This is a genomic window from Leisingera sp. SA215 (assembly GCF_055902035.1).
Genome location: NZ_JBVVXU010000011.1, coordinates 43,165 through 65,931 on the forward strand (window position 1 = coordinate 43,165; position 22,767 = coordinate 65,931).

General features: G+C 64.3%; 23 protein-coding genes. 13 read left to right on the forward strand and 10 right to left on the reverse strand.

Going from position 1 to position 22,767, the window contains the following annotated elements; genetic code table 11:
• Positions 1-65: 65 nt before the first annotated feature.
• Together AC0KW6_RS13320 and AC0KW6_RS13325 are read left to right on the forward strand one after the other, a co-directional pair.
• The gene (locus AC0KW6_RS13320; RefSeq protein WP_323783669.1) at positions 66-302 is read left to right on the forward strand and encodes a type II toxin-antitoxin system ParD family antitoxin; all 237 of its coding nucleotides are present in this window, start codon (positions 66-68) and stop codon (positions 300-302) included.
• Entirely contained in the window at positions 295-597 is a 303-nt protein-coding gene (locus AC0KW6_RS13325) for a type II toxin-antitoxin system RelE/ParE family toxin (protein ID WP_323783667.1), read from the forward strand. Before AC0KW6_RS13320 ends, AC0KW6_RS13325 begins: the two co-directional genes overlap by 8 nt.
• A 53-nt stretch (positions 598-650) precedes the next feature.
• Here the strand turns inward: AC0KW6_RS13325 and AC0KW6_RS13330 are convergent, their stop codons facing one another.
• From AC0KW6_RS13330 to AC0KW6_RS13340, 3 genes are all read right to left on the reverse strand, one after another.
• Positions 651-1,085, reverse strand: coding sequence for a GFA family protein (locus tag AC0KW6_RS13330; RefSeq protein WP_474035118.1), 435 nt, complete (start codon positions 1,083-1,085; stop codon positions 651-653).
• A 65-nt stretch (positions 1,086-1,150) separates the two neighbouring features.
• Positions 1,151-2,425 carry a Vi polysaccharide biosynthesis UDP-N-acetylglucosamine C-6 dehydrogenase TviB gene (gene tviB, locus AC0KW6_RS13335; RefSeq protein WP_474035119.1) on the reverse strand — a complete coding sequence of 425 codons (1,275 nt, stop codon included), beginning with the start codon at positions 2,423-2,425 and terminating at the stop codon, positions 1,151-1,153.
• Between the two features lie 106 nt (positions 2,426-2,531).
• The gene (locus AC0KW6_RS13340) at positions 2,532-3,215 is read right to left on the reverse strand and encodes a DnaA N-terminal domain-containing protein (RefSeq protein WP_474035120.1); all 684 of its coding nucleotides are present in this window, start codon (positions 3,213-3,215) and stop codon (positions 2,532-2,534) included.
• A 551-nt stretch (positions 3,216-3,766) separates the two neighbouring features.
• Between AC0KW6_RS13340 and AC0KW6_RS13345 the strand changes: the two genes are divergently transcribed.
• Both AC0KW6_RS13345 and AC0KW6_RS13350 read left to right on the forward strand, forming a co-directional pair.
• The gene (locus AC0KW6_RS13345; RefSeq protein WP_024092386.1) at positions 3,767-5,071 is read left to right on the forward strand and encodes an AAA family ATPase; all 1,305 of its coding nucleotides are present in this window, start codon (positions 3,767-3,769) and stop codon (positions 5,069-5,071) included.
• A complete protein-coding gene (locus tag AC0KW6_RS13350) occupies positions 5,068-6,168 on the forward strand; it encodes a ParB/RepB/Spo0J family partition protein (protein ID WP_474035121.1) in 1,101 nt (366 codons plus the stop codon). Before AC0KW6_RS13345 ends, AC0KW6_RS13350 begins: the two co-directional genes overlap by 4 nt.
• A gap of 903 nt (positions 6,169-7,071) precedes the next feature.
• Here AC0KW6_RS13350 and AC0KW6_RS13355 read toward each other — a convergent pair.
• Complete coding sequence (locus tag AC0KW6_RS13355; protein ID WP_474035122.1) at positions 7,072-8,112, reverse strand: OmpA family protein; 1,041 nt, start codon at positions 8,110-8,112, stop codon at positions 7,072-7,074.
• Between the two features lie 173 nt (positions 8,113-8,285).
• Here AC0KW6_RS13355 and AC0KW6_RS13360 point away from each other — a divergent pair, with 173 nt between their 5' ends.
• Positions 8,286-9,818 (forward strand): caspase family protein, encoded by a 1,533-nt coding sequence (locus AC0KW6_RS13360; RefSeq protein WP_474035123.1) that lies wholly within the window; start codon positions 8,286-8,288, stop codon positions 9,816-9,818.
• Positions 9,819-10,222: 404 nt separating this feature from the next.
• Here AC0KW6_RS13360 and AC0KW6_RS13365 read toward each other — a convergent pair whose 3' ends face one another.
• The 6 genes from AC0KW6_RS13365 to AC0KW6_RS13390 form a co-directional block, all read right to left on the reverse strand.
• Positions 10,223-11,776: a DUF4384 domain-containing protein gene (locus tag AC0KW6_RS13365; protein WP_474035124.1), complete on the reverse strand. Its 1,554-nt coding sequence runs from the start codon at positions 11,774-11,776 to the stop codon at positions 10,223-10,225.
• Positions 11,773-12,180: an ExbD/TolR family protein gene (locus tag AC0KW6_RS13370; protein ID WP_474035125.1), complete on the reverse strand. Its 408-nt coding sequence runs from the start codon at positions 12,178-12,180 to the stop codon at positions 11,773-11,775. Before AC0KW6_RS13370 ends, AC0KW6_RS13365 begins: the two co-directional genes overlap by 4 nt.
• On the reverse strand, positions 12,177-12,587 hold the full coding sequence (locus tag AC0KW6_RS13375; protein ID WP_474035126.1) for an ExbD/TolR family protein: 411 nt from the start codon (positions 12,585-12,587) through the stop codon (positions 12,177-12,179). Before AC0KW6_RS13375 ends, AC0KW6_RS13370 begins: the two co-directional genes overlap by 4 nt.
• 15 nt (positions 12,588-12,602) lie before the next feature.
• Positions 12,603-13,220: a MotA/TolQ/ExbB proton channel family protein gene (locus tag AC0KW6_RS13380; RefSeq protein WP_323775920.1), complete on the reverse strand. Its 618-nt coding sequence runs from the start codon at positions 13,218-13,220 to the stop codon at positions 12,603-12,605.
• 3 nt (positions 13,221-13,223) lie between these two features.
• Complete coding sequence (locus AC0KW6_RS13385) at positions 13,224-13,643, reverse strand: hypothetical protein (protein WP_323775921.1); 420 nt, start codon at positions 13,641-13,643, stop codon at positions 13,224-13,226.
• A 64-nt stretch (positions 13,644-13,707) separates the two neighbouring features.
• Positions 13,708-14,553: a hypothetical protein gene (locus tag AC0KW6_RS13390; RefSeq protein WP_474035127.1), complete on the reverse strand. Its 846-nt coding sequence runs from the start codon at positions 14,551-14,553 to the stop codon at positions 13,708-13,710.
• A gap of 186 nt (positions 14,554-14,739) precedes the next feature.
• Between AC0KW6_RS13390 and tssA the strand changes: the two genes are divergently transcribed.
• The 8 genes from tssA to tssG all read left to right on the forward strand — a co-directional run bounded on the left by tssA (position 14,740) and on the right by tssG (position 22,767).
• Complete coding sequence (tssA, locus tag AC0KW6_RS13395; RefSeq protein ID WP_474035128.1) at positions 14,740-15,810, forward strand: type VI secretion system protein TssA; 1,071 nt, start codon at positions 14,740-14,742, stop codon at positions 15,808-15,810.
• A gap of 78 nt (positions 15,811-15,888) precedes the next feature.
• Positions 15,889-16,404, forward strand: a complete 516-nt coding sequence (tssB, locus tag AC0KW6_RS13400) for a type VI secretion system contractile sheath small subunit (RefSeq protein WP_129373174.1) — start codon at positions 15,889-15,891, stop codon at positions 16,402-16,404.
• A 15-nt stretch (positions 16,405-16,419) separates the two neighbouring features.
• Positions 16,420-17,916, forward strand: coding sequence for a type VI secretion system contractile sheath large subunit (gene tssC / locus AC0KW6_RS13405; RefSeq protein ID WP_474035129.1), 1,497 nt, complete (start codon positions 16,420-16,422; stop codon positions 17,914-17,916).
• A gap of 67 nt (positions 17,917-17,983) precedes the next feature.
• Positions 17,984-18,484 (forward strand): Hcp family type VI secretion system effector, encoded by a 501-nt coding sequence (locus AC0KW6_RS13410; RefSeq protein WP_044008849.1) that lies wholly within the window; start codon positions 17,984-17,986, stop codon positions 18,482-18,484.
• Positions 18,485-18,575: 91 nt separating this feature from the next.
• A complete protein-coding gene (locus AC0KW6_RS13415; protein WP_323775926.1) occupies positions 18,576-19,379 on the forward strand; it encodes a type VI secretion system accessory protein TagJ in 804 nt (267 codons plus the stop codon).
• The gene (tssE, locus tag AC0KW6_RS13420) at positions 19,372-19,869 is read left to right on the forward strand and encodes a type VI secretion system baseplate subunit TssE (RefSeq protein ID WP_474035130.1); all 498 of its coding nucleotides are present in this window, start codon (positions 19,372-19,374) and stop codon (positions 19,867-19,869) included. Before AC0KW6_RS13415 ends, tssE begins: the two co-directional genes overlap by 8 nt.
• Position 19,870: 1 nt before the next feature.
• Positions 19,871-21,748: a type VI secretion system baseplate subunit TssF gene (gene tssF, locus AC0KW6_RS13425; RefSeq protein ID WP_474035131.1), complete on the forward strand. Its 1,878-nt coding sequence runs from the start codon at positions 19,871-19,873 to the stop codon at positions 21,746-21,748.
• Positions 21,712-22,767 (forward strand): type VI secretion system baseplate subunit TssG, encoded by a 1,056-nt coding sequence (tssG, locus tag AC0KW6_RS13430; protein ID WP_474035132.1) that lies wholly within the window; start codon positions 21,712-21,714, stop codon positions 22,765-22,767. Before tssF ends, tssG begins: the two co-directional genes overlap by 37 nt.

Consider the following 22,767-nt stretch of genomic DNA (forward strand, 5'->3'; position numbering starts at 1 on the left):
CGCTTCCATCCTTGCACTTTTGGCAAAGATTGCCATATGCTGATGACGTAAAGGGAGACCCGCCCATGGCCACCATGAACGTATCCTTGCCGGATCAGATGAAAGACTGGGTCGAAGACCAGGCCCGCGCCGGCACCTATGCCAATTCCAGCGATTACGTCCGCGACCTGATCCGCCGCGACCAGGCCCGCGCGGCCGCCATTGGCGAACTGCAATCCGCCATCGACGCAGGCCTCGCCAGCGGCCCGGCTGAGGCGCTGACAGCCGAAGGGTTCAAGGCCGCCATGCGCCGCAATGGCTGAACCGCGCTGGCGTCTGCGCCCCGCCGCCCGCGCCGATCTCGCCGCGATCTGGCGCTACGGGCTGGAAACCTGGGGTGAAACACAGGCCGATGCCTATGCCGGCAGCCTGTTTACCTTGTTCGATCTGATCGCCGGCTTCCCCGGGATGGCCCGCGAACGGACTGAGTTCACCCCGCCGGTGCGCATTCATCCAACCGGTGCGCATCTGGTGATCTACCGGCTGGAACAGGGCCGCCCGGAGATTATCCGCGTCCTGCACGCCCGCCAGGACCTGATGGCTTTCCTTTCGGAATAGACCGGCAAAGAACACCCGCCCCGCAGCCACTGCGGCAGGCCATGCCTGTTCTTTCAGACATCCCCGTCGATGAACGGGTTCTGAGCTTCATACTGGTCCCGTGTGACCCTCTTGTGATCGCCTTCCAGCCGGACTGCGGCCATTGCCCGGTCCGCATAGATCTCCGACCGCAGCGGCCACGCCAGCGCCGCATCAAACAGCCCCGGCATCAGGTCATAGGGCGCGTTTTCCCTGTCCACATCCCGCATCCACAGCTGCGACCCGCAGGTGCTGCAGAACGCCCGTTCGGCAAAGGCGGTGGATTGATACCGGGTCACCGGCCCCTCCACCGTTACCGCCTCCGCCGCGGCCTCGAAACACAAAAACAGCCCGCCGGTCCAGCGCTGGCACATCCGGCAATGGCAGGCGCCGATGCGGGGATCGTGCTGCCCCTGCACACGGATCTTTACGGCGCCGCACAGGCAGCGGCCTTCCAGAACGTCACTCATACCCGACCTCCTTGCTGACCCGGCAAGGGTACAGCAGTTCCAGTCTCAGCGGGAGGTTCCGCAGATCAAAGCCGCAAATCGGCCTGATCCGGCGCCAGCACATATTTCAGATCATAGATCAGCGCGCCCTCGGTCCCCAGGCCGCGGACCGCCGCCGCGCCCATCTCCCGGAACTCCGAATGCGCAACCGCCAGAACAACCCCGGCATAGGCCCCCTGCCCCGGCGCCGGCACCAGCGGAATGCCGTATTCCGCCCGCGCCTCTTCCGGGTCCGCATGCGGATCATAAACATCCACCGCCGCCCCGTATTCTTCCAGGCTGCGCACCACATCGATCACCCGCGTATTGCGCAGGTCCGGGCAGTTCTCCTTGAACGTCAGCCCCATCACCAGCACCCGCGCACCCGCAACCGGCAAGCCGCGTTTCAGCATCGCCTTGACCATTTCCCCCGCAACATAGGCGCCCATGCCGTCATTCAGCCGCCGCCCGGCCAGCAGGATCTCCGGGTGATAGCCCAGCTGCTCCGCCTTGTGTGTCAGGTAATAAGGATCCACCCCGATGCAGTGCCCGCCCACCAATCCGGGCCGGAACGGCAGGAAATTCCATTTGGTTCCAGCCGCTTCCAGCACCGCCTCGGTGTCGATCCCCATCCGGTTGAAAATCTTCGCCAGCTCATTGACCAGCGCGATGTTGATATCCCGCTGGCTGTTCTCGATCACCTTGGCCGCTTCGGCCACCCGGATGCTTGCCGCCTTGTGGGTGCCGGCCGTGACCACCTCGCGGTAGAGCGCATCGACCCGTTCGGCCACGTCCGGCGTCGAGCCGGACGTCACCTTGACGATATCCGCCAGCCGCCGCGCCTTGTCGCCGGGGTTGATCCGCTCCGGTGAATAGCCGGCAAAGAAATCCTTGTTGAACACCAGCCCCGAGCGCGTTTCCAGAATGGGCACGCAGTCTTCCTCGGTGGCGCCGGGATAGACGGTGGATTCATAGATCACCAGATCGCCCGGTTGCAGCACCCCGCCGACAATGGCCGAGGCCGCCAGCAGCGGGCTCAGATCCGGCCGGTGGCTGGCATCCACCGGCGTCGGCACGGTGACAATATAGATCGAGCAATCCGCGATCTCGGCCGGGTCCGAGGTGAAGCTCAGATATTCCGCCGCCGCCAGCTCCGGCCGGCCCAGTTCGCGGGTGCGGTCCTCGCCCCGGCGCAGCTCGGCAATACGGCCGGGGTCAATGTCAAACCCCAGCACCGGCCGGTGCCGCCCGAAGGCCGCTGCCAGCGGCAGCCCCACATAGCCAAGGCCAATGACACAGATCTTGTCCTGCACGCCGCTCATCGGGGCTGCTCCTTGTTACTCGCCGGGGGTCTTAAGCCAAGCCCCCTGCCCGCCCACATAAGGCCCTGCCCCCAAGGGCTTCAACCGCCCCGCCGCGGATTTGGCCTCAGGCTTCCACAACAATCGCCGCGACATCGCCGTCCACATCCCGGCAGGCCGCCAGCAGGCGCGGCATCAGATGCGCCATCACATAATTGGCGTGGAACCGGCTCGGCGCCTTCAGCACCAACCGGCCGCCTGCCCGCCCGGCCTTTTCCAGCCCTTGAATCCACGACGCATAATTCGCCGGGTCCTCCGCATGCAGCACTGCCTTGGCCAGGCTCCACTCGCTGCCGTCCGAGACATCCGGCGCAGGCGGTGCCGCTCCGGGGCGCAGGGGCACCACATTGGGCGCAGGCTCGTCCTTGTTCTGCATCCGGTGTTCGAAATCCGGGCCCACAGCCGCCCAGCGTTCCCGGGTGTCCGCCAGCAGCCGCTCCAGATCGATGCCGTATTCGGTGACCCGCCCGCGGGCGCCCTGGCGTTTCACCACCAGCCAGCCCAAGCCCCGCAGCTTGGCCATCTCGCGCTTCACCGTGCGTTCATCGACATCCCACAGCCGGGCAATCTCGCGCTGGCCCACCGCCAGCTCATCGCGCTGCCAGTTGTAGCGTGCGGTCATCAATGTCATGAACCGCAGCACCAGCTTCTGCGCCCCCTTGCCCTGGCCAAGCGCATATGCCCCCATCGCTGTGAGGATGTCATACTTCAACGCTGAGGCATTGCGCCCCGCAGGCCGTTTGGCAAGCATTGCTGCCCCCGTTTCTCTTCCCTGCCCTGCTGGGCCGGGATATGCTGCCTCAAGTGCTCCCAGCTGGTTTTGCCGGGAATTGCGCCATCCGGTTTGCTCCGAACTCAACGCTATTCGTTTGTTGTACCTGATTTGCGTCCGGAATTCCGATTCTGTCAAGCGCTCAGCGGAATTGAATTCAATCCCAATCCCTTTTTCGAAAGAAAAATTGGTATCAATGGTATGGGGGGACATCCAGTGTGTCCCCCAATGGGCCGGAAATGTCCCCCAATCTGCTGTGTCCTTGCGCGGGGTGTCCCCCTAAATATGGCCCCCGGACGCCAGGAAAATCCAATAAAACGAATCGCTTGGCGGATCGGCTTCGAATCGGTTCCGCCCTTGTTTTGCTGGGCTTTCCGCAGATCTGTCCCCGCGGGGACAGGACGCTGTTCCAAACCATATTAGCTTTTGCGTTTTTTGCAAATTCGGCGTAAATGAATATTGAGGCTGAATTAGCGTCCGCAAGAAATGGGCGCCGCCAAATAGAAAACGTGTGAGGCTAAGGAGCAGCGATGTTTACGCACGAAGACCTGTCCAAAATGCAGGCCCAATCATTGAAGATGCAAAGCTGGATCCGCCAGCAGACCTTCTCCCCCGAAATGGAAAAGACCCTGCGCCGGTTCTCCTCCTGGGAAGTGGCCGAGCTGATTTTCCGGGTCAACCAGTCGACCCTGCGGGGACGGCTGTCGGCGGACCCCTCTCTGCCCCAGGGCCATGTCGAGGAGGACGGCCGCCAGCGCTGGTATTCGCTGGAGGAAATCAACGAGCTGCGCCGCCGCATCAAAATCAACCGCAAATCCCTGCTGCCCAAACGCCCGGCGGGGAAACGGGCGCTGAGGGTGGCGATCTCCAACTTCAAGGGCGGCGCCGGCAAATCCACCGTTGCGCTGCATTTCGCCCATGCCGCGGCGCTGGACGGCTATCGGGTGCTCTGTGTCGACTTCGACCCGCAGGCGACCCTGTCGCACTCCATGGGCCTCAGCGATGTCACCGAGGATTACACCGTCTGGGGCATCATGGCGCGCGACCTGGTGCGCGAGACCGAACGGATGAACGCGGTGGCCAGCGGTGCCGAGTCGGGCACCGCCCTGCCCCGGCGCCAGCTGCCCGACGCGATCACCGGCATGGGGCTGCAGGACTTGCGGGTCAGCGACTTTGTCAAACCGACCAGCTGGCCCACCATCGACATCATCCCCTCCTGCGCCAATGCGGCCTTTGTCGAATTCGCCTCGGCCCAGTACCGCCACCTGAACCCGGAATGGTCGTTCTTCGCCGCGGTCTCCCGCTACCTCGATCAGCTGCCCGCGGAAGATTACGACCTGATGATTTTCGACTGCCCCCCCGCGATCGGCTACCAGTCGATGAACGCGGTCTTTGCCGCCGACATGCTCTATATCCCGTCCGGCCCCGGCTATTGGGAATATGACTCCACCACCTCCTTCATCGGCCAGCTGTCCGAGGCGCTGGAAGATCTGTCGGCCTTTAACGGCGTTGTCCCCGCGGGGACATTTGCGCTGCCCAAGGTGTTCCAGGATGTCCGCTTCCTCCTCACCCGTTACGAAAGCGGTAACGATTTGCACCGTGCGATGCGTTCGGCATTTATGAAGGTGTTTGAGGGTAGAATGACCGAACACCCGATTGAGATGACCCGCGCAGTCGAACAATCGGGGCGGTTCCTGAGTTCGATCTATGAAATCGACTACCGGGATATGACCCGCGAAACCTGGCGCCGCGCACGTGCGTCGTTTGATCAGGCTTATGACGAATTCAAAGCCTACGCGGTGGAAGCCTGGGAAAAACTGGAGGATGAGGCATGAGCAAACGCAGAGTCTTCGACATCGACTTCCCGTCTGAACCACAGGTTTTCCCCGCGGGGACAGCCGTAAAAAAACCGGATGAGCGGCCGGCAGATGCGCGCCGCGGTCCGATGGCCACGGCGATTTCGGAAAACGCGGACGCGTTGCGCGCCCGGGCTGAAGCCGAGCAGGACATCCGCGCCGAGAACGACCGGCTGGCGCATGAATTTGTCCGGCTGAAAAAGCTGGGCCTGGTGGTCGACCGGATCCCGCTTGGCATGATCACCATGAAAAAGCTGATCCGCGACCGCAAGGATGAGCGCGATCCCGAGCTGGACGAGCTGAAGGAGTCGATCAAGGCGGTTGGCCTGTCCAACCCGATCCGGGTCGAGGCCAAGGACAACGGCCAGTACGAGCTGATCCAGGGCTACCGCCGGATGCGGGCCTATTTCGAATTGCTGAGCGAGACCGGCGACAAGAGCTATGCCCATATCCCCGCGGGTTTGGTGGCCAAGGGCGACAGCTTGCAAAGCCTGTACCGCCGGATGGTGGACGAGAACCTGGTGCGCCGCGACATCTCATTCGCCGAGATGGCCCAGCTGGCGCTGCGCTACGCCGAGGACACCGGCACCGGGGCCGAGACCATCGAGGATGCGGTCAACGATCTGTACGCCTCGGCCGGCCGTCAGAAGCGGATTTACATCCGCCACTTCGCGCAGGTGCTGAAGGCGGTCGGCGACGATCTGAAATTCGCGGAGGCGATCCCGCGGGCGCTGGGGCTGGACCTGAAAAAGCGGCTGGAGGCGGATGCGATGAACGCGCAGGTGCTGCGCGACACGCTGGCGCGGGTGCAGCCCTCGAGCGAAGAGGCCGAGCTGGACGTGCTGCGCAGCTTTGCCGAGGGCAAGCGCAAGAACGCCCCCCGCGCGCCGTCGCCACAGCGGCCCGGTGTCGCCAAAACCACATTGCGCTGCACTGTCCCCGCGGGGACAGTCCGCTGCCAGGCCCGCGACGGCAAGATCGAGATGGCGATGGAACGCGACTTCTCGGAGATCGACCGGCACAAGCTGGAGGACGCCATTGCAGCCTTCTTCGAGGCTTTGGAACAGGAAGACTGACCATCTGTCCCCGCGGGGACAGGACCGGAAAATCGGCGCGGCCCGGCAGAAATGCCGGGCCTTTTTTATGCCTGGCGCTGGCCGCCGCCGGTGTTTTCACCACCTGTCCCCGCGGGGACAGGTCAGGTTGCGGCGTGGCAGCTGCCGGGGCCAATAGTGTCTAACCGGACCGTTTGAGCCTGTTTTTATAGCTGTCGCCGCAGGGACAGCGCTTGGGCCTTTGGCTGCGGCACGGCGATTTCCCTCATCCCGACACTATTGGCCTTGAACGCGGGGTCCGGAAAACGGCCCCTGTCCCAGCGGGGACAGACACAGAAAAAGCGGAGCTGCCAGCGCCTGCCGCCGGGCAGCCGGGACCGGCCGTGTCCCGCTGAAGGGTTTTGCAGATTTTGCTCCGGGACAGTCCTGCCTGTCCCCGCGGGGACAGGGACGGAAAAACACCGGTACAGGCCCGGATGCTGCCAGTGTTTGGCTGCATGGTTCCGTCGCGGGCCCCCCTGGAATTTCCGGGTGTCCCCGCGGGGACACCTACGTGGTTCAGACTGAGCGCGTGCAAAATCCTGGCTTGTCCCCGCGGGGACAGAGCGGGCGTTATGGGGGTGAAGGGCATGGGCAGCGGCGGGCAAACCTATCCGCCGGGCGGGGGCGCATATGTACCTCTGGGGGGGCTTTCGGCCCGCCGCGGCAGGCCGAAAGCCCGCAGTGTCCCCGCGGGGACAGCAGTTTGAAACCGGCAGACTGCAGCCAGGAAAACAGCCGTGTCCCCGCGGGGACAGAGGAAGGGCCGCAGGCAGCGACAGGGGGGGAGTGCAAAAAATGAGGCCCGGCAGAGGTGCCGGGCCTTTGGGTTTTCCGGTGCTGTCCCCGCGGGGACAGCCGGCGATTTTCGATCTGAAGGGCGGGTCAGTTCAGGATCTTGAACTCAATCCGGCGGTTCTTCGCCCGGTTCTGCGCCGTATTGTTGGGCACCAGCGGTGTGGTTTCACCGTATCCAACGGCCACCAGCCGTGCGGCCGGAATGCCGGTTTCCTGCAGATACCCGTTGACCGCCGCTGCGCGTTTTTCGCTCAGCTGCATGTTCCAGGCGGCTTTGCCCTGGCTGTCGGTGTGGCCGCCGACCTCGACGACCATGCCGGGGCAGCGGCGGATGATATCCGAGAGACTGTTGAGAAAGTCGCGGGAACTGGCATCAAGCCGGGCGGTGGAGGGCGCAAAATTCACGCTGCGGCCTTGCGACAGGATTTCGAACCGTCCGGCACAGGCCTCGCGGCTGAAGTCGCCGCTGGATTCCAGCGCAGTGGCGGCCCCGGCGGCGGCTGTCCCCGCGGGGACAGAGGCGCTGCCCGGGGCGGTGCGGTCAAACATCAGATCCATGCTGACCAGCCCGACAGGGGTGATGGTGACGCCCGCGGCTTCCTCCAGCTTTTCGCGGCCGGGGTTCAGCTTGAACGCCTCAAGCTTGAGGATGACCGGCTGCACGGTGGCAACGGCGACGCGGTCGGTGCTGAGCAATGTTACCGCTACCGGTACGGTCAGATCTGCCGTGACCCCATGCAGCGACACGGTGACCGGCAGCTCGATCTGTTTACGCTGCACTGCAGCAAGATCGGCGATCTGCGCCGGGTCGATCCGGGCGGTGACCACCGCCTCGGGGTAGGTGAAGGTTTCAAAGAACAGGAACCGCATTCGAACGTTGCGCAGGTCGATGGAGGTATCGACGGAATCGAGCGCGATGTGGATCTTGGCCTCGCCCTGCTCGGAGATGCTGCCGGAGAAGGCGGCAAAGCGGCTGGATTCCGCAATGCTGCCTTTTTTGATCGATATAAAGCGGATGGCAGAGGAGTCAGGGTTGAGCTGCCAGCCGTGCTCAAACGGGCCGGCGGCCAGGGCCGGGCGGATGAGAAATGAGAAAACTGTTAAAAATAAAAGAGTTATACGTATCATGCGCGATCCTTTCGGGTTGCCAACGTGAAATTCCCGCCAGCAGGCAGGGACGAAAGAGACGGGCCCAGACTAACAGCACACTTGCTGCCGGGCGCAAGGGCACGATAGTTTCGTAACCAAATACCCTTAAGAATTGCGAAGCTGCCCTGCGGGGCGAGAATTGGAGCAGATGCGTGCGTGGTTTGATGATCTGGGTCCGGCTGGTGGTGCTGGCTGTTGCGGCGGCTTGCTGGGGGGGCAAGGTGCTGTCCGAAGAACGGCTGGCGCTGGTGATCGGCAATTCGGCTTACGGTGCGGTGCCGCCGTTGGACAATCCGGTGCGCGACGCCCGGCTGATCGCAGAGACGCTGGAGCGCCTGGGCTTTGAGGTGACGCTTGCCGCGGATGCCAGGCAGATTGAAATGAAGCGCGCCATCGGCCAGTTCGGACGCAAGCTGCGCAGCGCCGGAGAGGACGCAACCGGTCTGTTCTACTATGCCGGCCACGGGGTGCAGAGCTTTGGCAGCAACTATCTGCTGCCAGTGGATGTGGCGCTGGCGGATGCGGCCGATCTGGATCTGATGGCGGTGGAGGCGCAGTCGGTTCTGCGGCAGATGGCCTCGGCCAGGAACCGCACCAATCTTGTGATCCTGGACGCCTGCCGCAACAACCCGTTCAAAGACATTGCCGACCTGAATGAAACCGGCCTGGCGGAGATGAAGGCGCCGACCGGCACCTTTCTGGCCTATGCCACGGCGCCGGGCGGAGTGGCGCTGGACGGCGAGGGGGCGAACAGCCCCTTTACCGAGGCGCTGGCGCGCGAGATCACGGTGCCGGGGCGGCCTGTGGAACAGGTGTTCAAGCAGGTGCGCCGGGCGGTTCTGGACCTGAGCGGCGGCGGCCAGACGCCGTGGGACACCTCCTCGCTGGTGAGTGATTTTGTGTTCCTGCCAGCCGAGCCTGAACAGGTGTTGAGCGCTGCGGAACTGCAGGAGGCGCAGTTCTGGCAGTCGGTTCAGGCGTCGCGGGACGCGATGCAGATCATGCTGTACCTGCGCGGCTACGGCGATGGTAAATACGCCGATGAGGCGCGGGGGCTGCTGTCTGAACTGATGGCGGAAGAATTGCAGGGCGGGGCGGCGGTTGCGGCAGCGCCGGTTGCAACCGCCCCGGTTGCGTCAGCGCCGGCGGCGGCTCCCGCACCGGCCGCTGCGGACGCGGAAACGGCGATGTTCCAGGCCGCGCAGGACGATGGCAGCCAGGCGGCGTATGAGGCTTATCTGATGGCCTATCCGGAGGGGCGGTTTGCCGGGATAGCGGCGGCGGAAGCGGCGGCGGTGAAAGTCGGCGCAAGCCAGGACCCGGCGGCTGGCGATGAGGCGGCCCCGGCGGCGGCGCAGCCGGATCCCGCGCCGGCGGCGCTGGCGGAGGCGGGGCCGGTCACCTATGCCAGCCCGATGCAGTCGGAGATGCCTCAGATTGCCGGGCTGACCCTGGCCGAGGCGGTGACCCGCTCGCCCGTGTTTCCGCCCATTGAAGGCCTGCCGGAGAGCTATTGGAAGGATCAAACCTGCAGTGCCTGCCACCAGTGGACGCGGGACCGGCTCTGCACCCAGGGCAACACCTATCTGAGCCTCAACATGCAGCGCTCGCTGGGCAAGCAGCATCCGTTTGGCGGGGTTTTGAAACAGACGCTGAAAAGCTGGGCGGCGGGCGGTTGCCAGTGACCGGCTGAGGGGCTGCTGCAACAGGGCTGGGCTGAAACAGGGCAGGGAGGGCTCCCGCCTGCTGCGGTGCATTTGAAAATGCACCTCTGCCGTTGGGCGCGGCGCTGTGCTGGGCACAGCGCTGGGTTCCACCTTTGGAAAAGCAGACCTTTCGCGAAGCAGCATTTGCGGGGTCATTGGCTGAGAAGCGCTTAACGGCAGTTCTGCCCTCAAGGCGCCATGCCGAGGCTAATCCGCCCTTTGCGGCCTCAAGGGTGAACCACGCGTGCCGCGCGGCTGCCGGCGCAGCCATTGATCCCGTAAAGGGCGGGGGAGCGCGCTGCGCCCGGCCCAAGGCCGCCAAGGCCTGGCGGCACAAGCCGCGGGTCTGCGGGCGCGGGAGTTCTGCGCTTTCAGTCAGTTGGTCACGGAGCATGGGTGGTGATCAGGAAATAGACCCATTCGCCTTTGAAATCAGGGTGTTCGGCGCGGGCCTGTGCAACTTGGACGCGCAGGAACTCAAGGTAGGGGGCCGCGGGTTCGTTGAGCGGACGGAGATCCGCATAAAGCGGGTGCGAGGCGGCAAAAGCGACGGCGATTTCCTGGCCGTAGGGCGGGCCGACAGTGATTTGCAGGCCGGGATCGCCGGCCTCTCTGGCGCCGACACGCAGGGCGCTTTTGGGGGCGGTCTTGTCCAGCGGCGCCTGCGCGTTCGGCGCGAGATGCAGCACTGCGCCGCCGGCGTCGAAATAATCCACATAGACATAGGCCGGGTAGTCCGGCGCGGTGAGGTCGAAAAACAACCGTTCGCCGCCGGAATAGTCGAGCACCCGGGCATGGGCATCGGCGCCGACCAGCAGCGGATTGGTGATCTGGTCGGTGCTTTGCGGCAGGCCGACACCTGCAATCCCCGCCAGCGCGCCGCATTGCGGGCGCGGCAGCAGGCGCATCAGATCCGAGACCGTGATATCGGCCCCCATCCGGGCCTGAAGTGCGGCCAGGACGGGGCGGCGAAGCCCGTCCTCGGGCAGGTGGCCGCGCACCTCCAGCGTGGCGGTTTCGGGGGTAAAGGCGGCCTGCAGGCGGGAACAGGGCACAGCAGCGAGGATACCGGCAACCCCATCGCGCAGGGGGGCGCCTTCGGCCATCGCATCACCGGGTTGCACGAAGGCCTGAAACGCGGCGAGCGAGACCGGGTCGATATCGCCGGAGCCGCCCTGGAAGGCCAGCGCGGCCTTGATGCGGGGGGCATCGGGGACGGCGGCCGGAGTGTGTTGCGGATTGGGCGCGGCGACGGCCAGCGGGGCGGCTTCGGGCTGTGCCTCGGGGCTGGGCTGGCTGGCGGGAGCGGCTTGCGGCAGGGCCGCGGCACCGGGGGGGACGGCAGCGGCGGCGGTCAGCGTGGCAGCGGTATCCGGAAGCCGGACGCCCGGATCCTGCGCTGCGGCCAGCAGGATGGGCGCGGGTGCCGCGGGCACCGCCGGTTGAAAGGCTGCTGGGGCAGGTGCCGCAGTTGCGGAGGGCAGCTCAGCGGAATTGGCCTGCTGCGGGGCCGGGCGGGAGCCGGCCAGGCTGACGGCCGGGACAGCGGTGCTGGCGAGACTGTTTCCGGCGGTCCGGACCGGGGCAGCTGCAGGAGCCTGTGCCGTTGAGGGAGCAAGGTTTGCCGCCGCAGGCGCGGCGGATGTGAGGCGGTCCGCTGCGGGTGCTTGCGGCCGGGCCTGCGACTGGGGGATGGCACCGGCATCAAGACCCTGCGTTTGCGCTTCGCTTTCAGGGGCTTGTTCGCCTTCGGGCGCCTGCGCCACGGCCTCGGAGCGGGGGATGCGGTGGGCCTGCAGGTTGAGGCGGCTTTCCGGGTTGGGCTGCTGCGGCACCGGGTCGGGGGTGAGCGAGATCAGCAGCGCGCCAGCGCCCGCGGCGTGGACCAGCGCCGAGGCCGCAAGACCCAGCGCCCATATGGCAGGGGCGCGGCTCACCCGCCCGTTTCCGGGGTCACCACCAGAACCACGTCCTTGAACCCCAGCGCCTCGCCCTGGGCCACCAGCGGCAGCACCCGGCGCAATTCAGCTGCGCGGTGGGCGTTGATGCGCAGGCGCAGCTCCGGGTCTTCTGCCAAGAGGGCGGAGAGGGCAGGGGAGAGGGCCTCGCGGGGGATGGCATCGCCGTCGAGGGCCAGATCGCCGCTGGCGGAAATGGCCAGGGTGATGCCGCCCGCGGGCATGTCGCGGCCGGTGACGGCGGTGGCGGGGCGGACATCAAACGGCGCGGTGGCGTCCATCCGGCCGATCAGCATGAAGAACACCAGCAGGAAAAACACCACGTCGATCAGGGCGATGATGGTTTCCGAATGGGGGCTGCGGGCGGGGCGGTTGAGTTTCATGGCGCCGCCTCCAGCCGCAGCACGCGCAGACGGGTGACGCCGGCAAGTGCTGCGCTGTCCATCACCGTAATCAGGGCCTGGGTCCGGGCGGCGCCGGAGGGCAGGATCACCACCTGGGTCAGGGGGGCATCGGCCACCGCGGCGGAGAGGGCGGCGTGCAGGGTTTCTGCAGTCAGCGCCGTGCCGCGCAGGACGGGCACGCCATCGGCGCCGAGGCGGATCATCAGGGTTTTCGCTGGTGTCCGGGGGCTGGCGGCCGGGCCTTCGGAGGGTTTCACCGCCGGGATCATGTCGAGGTTCAGATAGGTGGAGGTCACCATGAAAAAAACCAGGAGGATCAGCATGACATCGATCATCGGCACCAGCGAAATCAGGGCGCGGGGGCGGGCGGGCCGGTGGATCCTCATGGCAGCTCTCCCGTGTCAGCGCGACCCGTCGATCAGCAGCAGGCGGCCGGCGGCGCTTTCGATGGCCTGGGCGGCGGCGTCGATGCGGGCGGCAAACAGCCCGGCGGCAACGGCGGCGGGGATGGCAACCAGAAGGCCCGCGGCGGTGGTCAGCAGCGCCTGCCAGATGCCGCCCGCAAGCACCGAGGCATTGGCGGCGCCCTGCGCCAGTTCAAGCTCCTGGAAGGATTGGATCATGCCGAGCACAGTGCCGAGGAGGCCGAGCAGAGGTGAAACCATGGCGATCAGCTCCAGCAGGCGGATCAAGGCGTTCATCCGGCTCACTTCCTCATTGCCGCGGCGGGTGAGCTCGTCTTGCAGAAGGGGCCCGCGCAGACCTTCCTGCAAGGCCTGCATGGCATAGCGCATCACCCGGTCCGCCGGGGATTTGCCGCCTGCGACACTGTCCTGCGCCTGCTTGCGGTCGCCGCTTCTCCAGAGCGCCAAGGCCTGTTCGCGGGCGGCCCGGCCGGAGCGGACCGGCCAGAGCTGGATCAGCTTCACCGCAATCACCGTCAGCGACAGCAGTGACATCAGCGCCAGCAGCGCAATCACCGGTCCGCCGGTGCCGAAGATTTCCCAGGTGCCGCTCATGGCCTATTTCACCAGCGGCGCGGCAGCGCGGGAGCCAAGCTCCAGAAACGGGAAACAGTCGATCTGGTCCTGGTTCTGGGGCTGGCAGGAGGTGATGTCGTGCAGCAGGATTTCCGAGATGTTGCTGCAGTTGAGTTCGGGGATTTCAAAGAGTTTCAGAGTGGTGCGCTGGACGGGCAGGGGGGCGGCGTCGATCGACAGCAGCCGGTCGATCACCCCCTGGCCGTCGAGGATGGCGAGCGACATTTCAAACCCTTCGAAGCTTTTGCCGGTCTGGTTGCGGAACAGGAAGAAGGCGCGGCAGCCGCCGCCTTCGATCTCCTCGGTCTTGTTCAGCTCAACCCGCAGCGGACCGGTCTCAGCCGCGGCGGTGAGCGGCAGGCAGATCAGGGTGAGGGCAGTCAGCAGGCGTTTCAGGGGCATCACTGTCTCCGGGTTCCGGTGGGATGCCCAGCCCGCAACCGCTGCGGGCCGGGCTGTTTCGCGGTCAGACCAGGGCGGTCAGCGCCTTTTCGATCTTGTCCATGGCGTCGCGGGCTGAATCGAGATCGCGGCGTTTCAGATGCCGGGCGGCCACATGCAGGGCGCGGCCGAGACGATCGCGGACCTCGCCCGGCGCGCGGGCGACATTGGCCTGCAAGGATTGCGCGCGCTTGACCTGGGCGCCCAAGCTGCGCTGGTCCATCTCGCGCTGGCCGCGTTTCATCGATTTGGCCTCATCCTCGCGGTCCTGGCCGATGCGGGCGACGGCGCGTTCGATCACCACGACCATCGTCTCGGCCTCTTGCAGGCGGCCGTCGTTGATCAGGCTGACGGATTTGGCGAGCGCGCGTTTGAGTTTCAGCTCCAGCGGGCCGGGCGCCAGGCCGATACGCGGCTGGATGCGTTTCAGGCGGCGCTTGAGCGGTGCGATGGCCTGGGGGTCGATGCCGGAGGCGGAGATATCGGCGGCCTCTTCCCCGGCCGCCTGGCCCTCGGCCTTTTCCGGTTTGAGACTGTCCAGCAGGTTGCCGCCGTCATCATAGAACAGCACGTTGACCTGGGGTTTGTTGCGCCGGAGGAAAGTCTTCAGCTCGGTGACCATCCGCTGCGGCGCGCTTTCGCAGGTCATTTCCATCTCGCCGGAGCGCACCACATAGGTGCCCCAGGCCATCGGCGGGCCGCCGCCCTCCTTCTTCATCGGGGTCTTCAGGGTTTCCGGTTTCTTGCCCGGCTGGATCATCAGCAGCGGGTCTTTGGCCTGGTCCAGACAGAAGGCGAAACTCATCCGTTTCTTGCAGCCCTCGCGAACCATCGCTTTGACTTCCTTGCCGGAAATGCGCTCAATACTCATTATTCGCCCGCCGCAAAAAGCTGTGAAAACATTTGACTTTAGGATGCCGATAAGGCTCACTTGGGGTCAAGTTTTAGTTTCAGATTAGGGCAGCCTTAACCACCAGGCCCGAAAAGGGTGGGGGCTGCTTGACGTTAAGTCAATAGAGCCGCAGAACCGGAAAAATAGCGGGGGGCAAGCGAGACAATGGATCCGGCAGCATTACTGCAATCCAAAGGGGACGACGCGCCCAGCGGCGAGAACCTCGAATACGATCCAGCCTTCACAGAGATGGAGCTGGCCGCCCAGCCGGGGGAAGAGTCGGTTGTGGGCAACGAGACGATCGAAGCCACGGATCCGGATTACCGCGAAGTTCAAAAGAAAGCCCTGGAGGTGCTGGAGCGCAGCCATGATCTGCGGGCCGCAGTGTTCCTGGCCGATGCGCTGCTGCAGTCCGAAGGGCTGACCGGTTTTGCCGATGCGACGGCCTATATCCGCGGCTGCCTGGAGGGCTTCTGGGAGAGCTGCCACCCGGAGCTGGATGAGGACGACGGCGACCCGACCATGCGGATCAACGCGGTGCAGGATCTGTGCGGCCAGCCGGACGGAATGGCGGGGCCATCGCCGCTGTACCGCTCGCTGCGCCGGGCGCCGCTGTCCGAGAGCCGCGGTTTCGGCCGCTTCTGCCTGCGCGACATCGAGATCGCCGAAGGGGTGATGACCGCCCCCGAAAGCATGGAGCATATTCCCGACACGGCGACCATCGGCGCCGCTTTTCAGGACAGCGACGAAGAAATCGTGGCGGCAAGGCTTGCGGCAATCGTGTCGGCGGAAGAGAATGTCCGGGCAATCTCGGCGGTGTTCGATGAGCAGACACCGGGGCAAGGCCCGGATCTGAGCACGCTGATCAAGCTGCTGCAGCAGATCGCCAAGCGCATCCGTGCCTACGCCAACATGAGCGCTGAGGAAGAGGCCGGCGATGACAGCGCTGCAGAGGATACAGCGGCTGGCGACGCCGGAGAGGCCGCACCGGCTGCTGGCGGGACTGCCGCGGCGGCAGCGCCGGGGGTGATCAATTCGCCGGCGGATGTGTCCAGCGCGCTGGACCGGATCATTGCCTATTACCGGCGGCGGGAGCCGTCGAGCCCGCTGCCGATCCTGCTGGAGCGGGCGAAGAAACTGGTGGGGGCTGACTTCCTCACCATTATGAATGACATGGCCCCGCAGGGGGTGGAGAATGTCCACCTGATCGGCGGGATCGAAGACGACGACGACTGACACGGCGACTGACACGGGGCCTGCCGCGCTGCACGGCGCCGCGGCCGCCGTGAAAGCAAGACGAGTAAGGAGACCTAGATGGCCGGAAGTTCACAGAAATTCATTGCCCGCAACCGGGCACCAAGGGTCCAGATCGAATATGACGTGGAGCTGTACGGCGCTGAGAAGAAAGTGCAGCTGCCGTTTGTGATGGGCGTGATGAGCGACCTGGCGGGTAAATCCGAAGTGGAGCAGCCCGCGGTTGCGGACCGCAAGTTCCTGGAAATCGACGTCGACAACTTCGATGACCGGATGAAGTCGATGGCGCCGCGCGCCGCCTTCACCGTGCCCAACACGCTGACCGGCGAAGGCAATCTGGCGGTCGACATCACCTTTGAGAGCATGGACGATTTCAAGCCCGCCGCAATTGCCGCCAAGGTGGAGCCGCTGCGCGAGCTGCTGGAGGCGCGCACCCAGCTGTCAAATCTGATGACCTATATGGACGGCAAGACCGGCGCCGAGGATCTGATCTCGAAGATCATCCAGGACCCGAGCCTGCTGAAGACGTTGGCCGCGCAGCCGAAACCCGGCGGCGACGCCGAGAGCGAAGAATAAGAGGGGAGGACGAAGATGGCTGAAGAAGAACTCCAGGCGGAAGCCGCTGCCGGCGAAGCCGCCTTTGGCTCGGCCGAATTCGCGAGCCTGCTGCAAAAGGAATTCCGCCCCAAGTCGGACCAGGCCAAGACGGCTGTTGAAAGCGCCGTCAAAACCCTGGCTGAGCAGGCGCTGGCAAACACCGCGCTGGTGTCCGACGATGCGCTGCGTTCCATCGAGAGCATTGTGTCGGCGATCGATGCGAAGCTGACCGAGCAGGTCAATCTGATCCTGCACAACGAGGAATTCCAGCAACTGGAAAGCGCTTGGCGCGGTCTGCATTATCTGGTCAACAACACCGAGACCGATGAGCAGCTGAAAATCCGGGTGATGCCGATCACCAAGAAGGAGATGTCCAAGACCCTGAAGAAATTCAAGGGCACCGCCTGGGACCAGTCGCCGCTGTTCAAGAAGATCTACACCGAGGAATTCAGCCAGCTGGGCGGCGAGCCCTACGGCTCGCTGGTGGCGGATTATCATTTCGACCACTCGCCGCCGGACATCGAACTGCTGGGCGAGATGTCCAAGATCGCCGCGGCCGCGCATGCGCCGCTGATCACCGGCGCCAAGCCGACCCTGTTCCAGATGGACAGCTGGTCGGAACTGTCGAACCCGCGCGATCTGACCAAGATTTTCCAGACCCCGGAATATGCCGCCTGGCGGTCCCTGCGCGACAGCGAGGATGCCAAATACGTCGGCTTGGCGATGCCGCGGTTCCTGGGCCGTCTGCCCTATGGCTCGAAGACCGACCCGGTTGACGAGTTTGCCTTTGAAGAAGATACCGCAGGCGCCACCAGCGACAAATACGGCTGGGTCAACGCGGCCTATGGCATGGCGGTGAACATCACCCGCTCGTTCAAGATGTACGGCTGGTGCTCGCGGATCCGCGGCGTGGAAAGCGGCGGCACGCTGGAAAACCTGCCCTCGCACACCTTCCCGACCACCGATGGCGGCGTCGATCAGAAATGCCCGACCGAAATTGCCATCGACGACCGGCGCGAGGCGGAACTGGCGAAGAACGGCATGATGCCGCTCTTGCACCGCAAGAACACCGATGTGGCCACCTTCATGGGGGCGCAATCGCTGCACAAACCGGCCGAATATGACGATCCGGATGCCACCGCCAACGCCAATCTGGGGGCGCGGCTGCCGTATCTGTTCGCCACATGCCGGTTTGCGCACTATCTCAAGTGCATGGTGCGGGACAAGGTCGGCTCGTTCAAAAGCCGTCAGGACATGGAGTCCTGGCTGCAGGACTGGATCAACAACTATGTTGATTTCAACGCGGATATCTCTTCGGAGAACGAGAAGGCGCGCAAACCTCTGGCCGCCGCCGAAGTGGTTGTGGAAGAGGTCGAGGGCAACCCGGGGTATTATACCTCAAAATTCTTCCTGCGCCCGCATTACCAGCTTGAGGGGCTTTCTGTCTCGCTGCGGCTGGTATCCAAACTGCCCTCGGAAAAGGGAGGCTGATTTTCCACTCCCCAGCCTCAAACGATCATAGTGCAGTAGAGATCTTAGTTATTGAAAGGATAGAAAAATGGCTGCTAACATGTTTGTGCAAATTTCGGATGTCGAGGGTGACGCCACCGAGGAACAGCACAAGAAATGGATTGTCATCCAGTCCGCAAGCTGGAACGTCGAGCGTGCCGTTGAAATGACCGATCTGGGCTCGACCCAGCGGATGCATGCAAACTCCAACTTCGGCAAGATTGAGCTGACGTCGCAGATGGGCAAAGCGTCGAACGGCCTGGCGCTGTCGGTGGCCAATGGCACCGTGCGGCCGGAAATCATCATGCACTGGTGCCGTTCGGGCGACAGCGCCAGCGCAGGCCTGCTGGTCTATTCGGTCTGGAAGATGAAAGACGTGGTTGTCGACAGCTACTCGATCTCGGCTAGCGAGGACGGGATCCCGGAAGAGACCTGGTCGCTGGCCTATGCGTCGATCGAGCATGAGTACAAATCGACCAACCAGAAAACCGGTAAGCTGACCACGGAAGGCACCTTCAAGTGGAACGTTCAGACCGGCAAGGTCGAGTAAAACCATTGGCCGGCCCCGGGCGTATTTGCGCCCGGGGTCTGTTTTTCCCGGCGTATTTGCAGCCTCCACCCTAGTTGCGGAGTAGACCCCGATGACACCCGAAGAGCATTTGAAAGCTGGTGATCCCAGGGCGGCGCTGGAGGCGCTGCAGCAAAAGATCCGGGGTGATGCGAGCAATGCCAAGCTGCGGGTTTTTCTGTTTCAGCTGCTGTGCGTGCTGGGCGACTGGAACCGGGCGATTGCCCAGCTGAAGGCGGCGGCGGGTTTGGATGAAGGCGCCACGGTGATGGCGCAGGCCTACCGCGAGGCGATCATTTGCGAAGTGTACCGCGAGAAGGTTTTCGCCGGTGAAAAGGCGCCGCTGATCCTGGGCGAGCCGGAGGAATGGCTGGCGCATCTGATCGAGGCGCAGAAACTGCTGGCGCAGGGCAATCCCAAGGAAGCCGCCGAGCTGCGCGCGAAGGCGTTTGATGCGGCGCCGGCCAGCCCCGGCCAGATCAACGGCAAGGCATTCGACTGGATCGCCGATGCCGATATGCGGCTGGGCCCGGTGCTGGAAACTGTGGTGAACGGCAAATACTACTGGCTGCCGTTTGCGCAGATCGTTTCTTTCGAGGCCGAGGAGCCGAGCGATTTGCGCGATGCGGTCTGGACCGCCGGCACGCTGACCCTGGCGGGCGGCGGTTCGGTGGCGGCAATGATCCCGACGCGGTATCCGGGCTCTGAGAAAGCCGACGGGCTGTCGATGCTGGCCCGCGCCACCGTGTGGGAGGATGCCGGGGCGGACACCTATACCGGCCTTGGCCAGCGGCTGCTGACGATTGGCGATGAAGATATTGCCATCATGGATGTGCGCACACTCCGGATGGATGGGCATGACGTAGAGAATGGCTGATAAAACACTGGCCGAGCGCCTGCAGCCATCGCTGCTGGACCGGCTGACAGACAATGCACCTGGCGATCTGAAGGAAACCCGCGAGAGCCGGGTGATCGATCTTTCGCGCTTGCGGGACATCATTCAGCGCGATTTGTCCTGGCTGCTGAACACGCAGAATGTGGAAAGCCATTTCGATGCCCGGAGATACCCGTCGGTCTCGGCTTCGGTGCTGAACTACGGGCTGATCGAAGTGGCGGGCGAAGCCTCGACCAGTGAAAAGGCCGAAGCGATCCGCCGGTCGATCAAACAGGCGATTGCCACATATGAGCCGCGGATCATCGAAGGGTCGGTGGATGTGCAGCTGCAGGAAGGCACTGATGCCACCGAGATGACCGTGGGGCTGGAAATCCGTGCCGATATGTGGGCGCAGCCGATGCCGCTGGAGCTGTATTTGCGCAGCAAGGTCGATCTGACCACCGGCGAAGTGGAAATGGAAAGGGCCATGTAAGATGGATACACGGCTGCTGACCCATTACGAGAATGAGCTGAACTATTTGCGCGACATGGGCGGCGAGTTTGCTGCCGCCTATCCCAAGATCGCCGCCCGGCTGGGAATGGAAGGGGTCGAGGTTCTTGATCCCTATGTGGAACGGCTGCTGGAGGGGGCCGCTTTTCTGACCGCCCGCGTCCAGCTGGAGCTGGAGCTGCAGTATCCGAATTTCACGTCGAACCTGCTGGAAATCATCTATCCGCATTACCTGGCGCCGACGCCGTCGATGATGATTGCATCGTTTGAGCCGGATGTGGCGAATTCGGCGGTCAAAAGCGGCTATGTGCTGAAGCGGGGATCGACCCTGCGGTCGCGGCTGACCGAGGGCGAACAGACGCCCTGCGAATTCCGCACCTCTGCCGATCTGACGATGTGGCCGATCCAGATCACCGAGGCGCAGTATATCGACGGCCGCGGCGAGCTGGTCGCGGCGGGGGTTGCCGCGGGATATGATGCCCGCGCCGGCATCCGGCTGCGGATCAAGCGGATTGACGGCGATCCGATCAGCAAACTGGGGATGGATGATCTGTCCCTGTATCTGACCAGCGAGGCGGGCAACAGCTGGCCATTGCTGGAGCTGCTGTGCACTCAGGTGCAGGGGATCGTCGCGCGCTCCACCGACCGGCGGGCGGACTGGCAGCTGCCGCTGCGCGGCGCCAAAGTGGTGCAAAAGGGGTTCAGTCCGGAGGAGGCGCTGCTGCCGCAGCCGCGCCGGGTCTATGACGGCTACAGGCTGTTGCAGGAGTATTTTGCAATGCCGGAGCGGTTCCGGTTTGTGGAACTGCAGGGGCTGCAGGCGGGGTTGAAGAAATCCGCGGGCAACGAGGTTGATCTGTATATCCTGCTGCGGGAGGGGATGCCGGAGATTGCCCCGATCATTATGCCGGAAGTGTTCAAGCTGAACACGGTGCCGGCCGTGAACCTGTTTGAAAAGCGCTGCGACCGGGTGCGGATTGCGCCGATCGATACCGAACACCATGTGATCCCGAACCGCACCGCGGGTCTGGATTTTGAGATCTACGGGCTGAACAGCGTGGTCGGGATCAGCGGCGAGGGGGAGGACGACGTGATCTTCCGCCCGTTCTATTCCGCCAATGATTTCACCGCTGCGGGCGAAAGCCACCCGGCTTATTACACCGTCAAACGGCGGATGCGGCAGCGTTCGGAGAAGGAGCGTCTGCGCGGGGTGCGCAGCTCTTATCTGGGGTCGGAAGTCTATCTGACGCTGGTGGACCGGTCGCAGGTTCCCTATTCCCCGGGGCTGGAGCAGCTGGCGGTCAACGCGCTGTGCACCAACCGCGACCTGCCGATGCTGCTGGCCACCGGCAATGACGATGTGTTCCACCTGCCCGAAGGCGGCCCGGTGCGCAAAGTGACGCTGCCGGTGTCGCCGACCCGCCCGCATCCGACGCTGGCGCAGGGGGATACCGCTTGGCGGCTGATTTCGCACCTCAGCCTGAATTACGTGTCGATTGCCGAGACCGGCAAGGGCCAGTCGGCAGAGGCGCTGCGCGAGTTGGTCGGGCTTTATGCGCCGCTGGGCGACCGGGTGACGGAAAAGCAGCTGGAGGGGATCCTGTCGGTGGACGCACGGCCCATTGTGCGGCGGATGAGCGACGAGATCCTGTCGACCGCGGTGCGCGGGCTGGAGATCACCCTGGGCTTTGACGAGAGCTATTTCGAGGGCAGCAACATCTATGTGCTGGGGGCCGTTCTGGAGCGGTTCTTCCGCGGCTATGCCAGCATCAACTCATTCACGGAGACAGTCCTGAAGACTGAAAAACGCGGGGAAATTGCCAGATGGCGACCGGAAAAGGGCCTCGGCCGGACGATCTGAGCCTGTATGGCCGGTTGGCCATGGCGCCTGAAAAGCACCATGTTTTTCAGGCCCTTCGGGTATTGGAAGCGCATTTCGATGACGCCCCGCGTCTTGGCGAAAGCCGCCGCCCGCGCGAGGACAAGCTGCGGTTGGGGCAGGAGGCGGAACTGGCGTTCCCGCCCTCGACCATTGCCGCATTCAAGCCGGCTGAGGGGGGGAAACCTGCCGTTCTGACCAACCGGTTCTTCGGCCTGTTCGGGCCGCAGGGGCCGTTGCCGCTGCATCTGACCGAATACGCCCGCGACCGCAAAAGGAACCACCGCGACCCGACGATGGTGGCCTTTGCCGACATGCTGACACACCGGCTGATGAGCCTGCTGTACCGGGCCTGGAGGCAGGGCTCGCCCGCCGTCAGCTTTGACCGGGCGGACGATCCGATGGCGCGCAAGGTGTCGTCGCTGATCGGCTATAACGGGTTCAAGTTCACCGGCCGGGACGACATGCCCGATCTCGCCAAGCTGCATTTTGCCGGCCATCTGGCCAAGGGTGCCAAGAATGCCGAGGGGCTGGTGTCGATCCTGTCGGCGTTTTTCGAGGTGCCGGTGCAGCTGCAGGAATTTGTCGGCAGCTGGCTGGAGCTGGAGCCGGATGACCGCTGGCAGCTGGGCTCTGGCGGCCTGGGCCAGTCCACCAGCATCGGCGACAAGGTCTGGAGCCGCTCGGCCAAGTTCCGGATCCGCATCGGGCCGCTGAAACTGGAAGATTATGAACGGCTTTTGCCGGGCGGCGAGCCATTGAAACGGCTGCGGGCGATTGTGCGCTCTTATGCCGGGGATTTTCTGGATTGGGACGTGAACCTGGTGCTGGCGGGCGACGAGGTGCCGCGGGCATCCTTGGGCGGCAGCACCCGGCTGGGGCATACCAGCTGGATCCGGTCGCGCCCCGATCCGGACGCGGACCAGCCGGACGTGAATGATTTATATCTGTACCCTGGATTTGGCGCCGGGGCTGAAGAGCGAGTAGAGGGAGGGATTTAG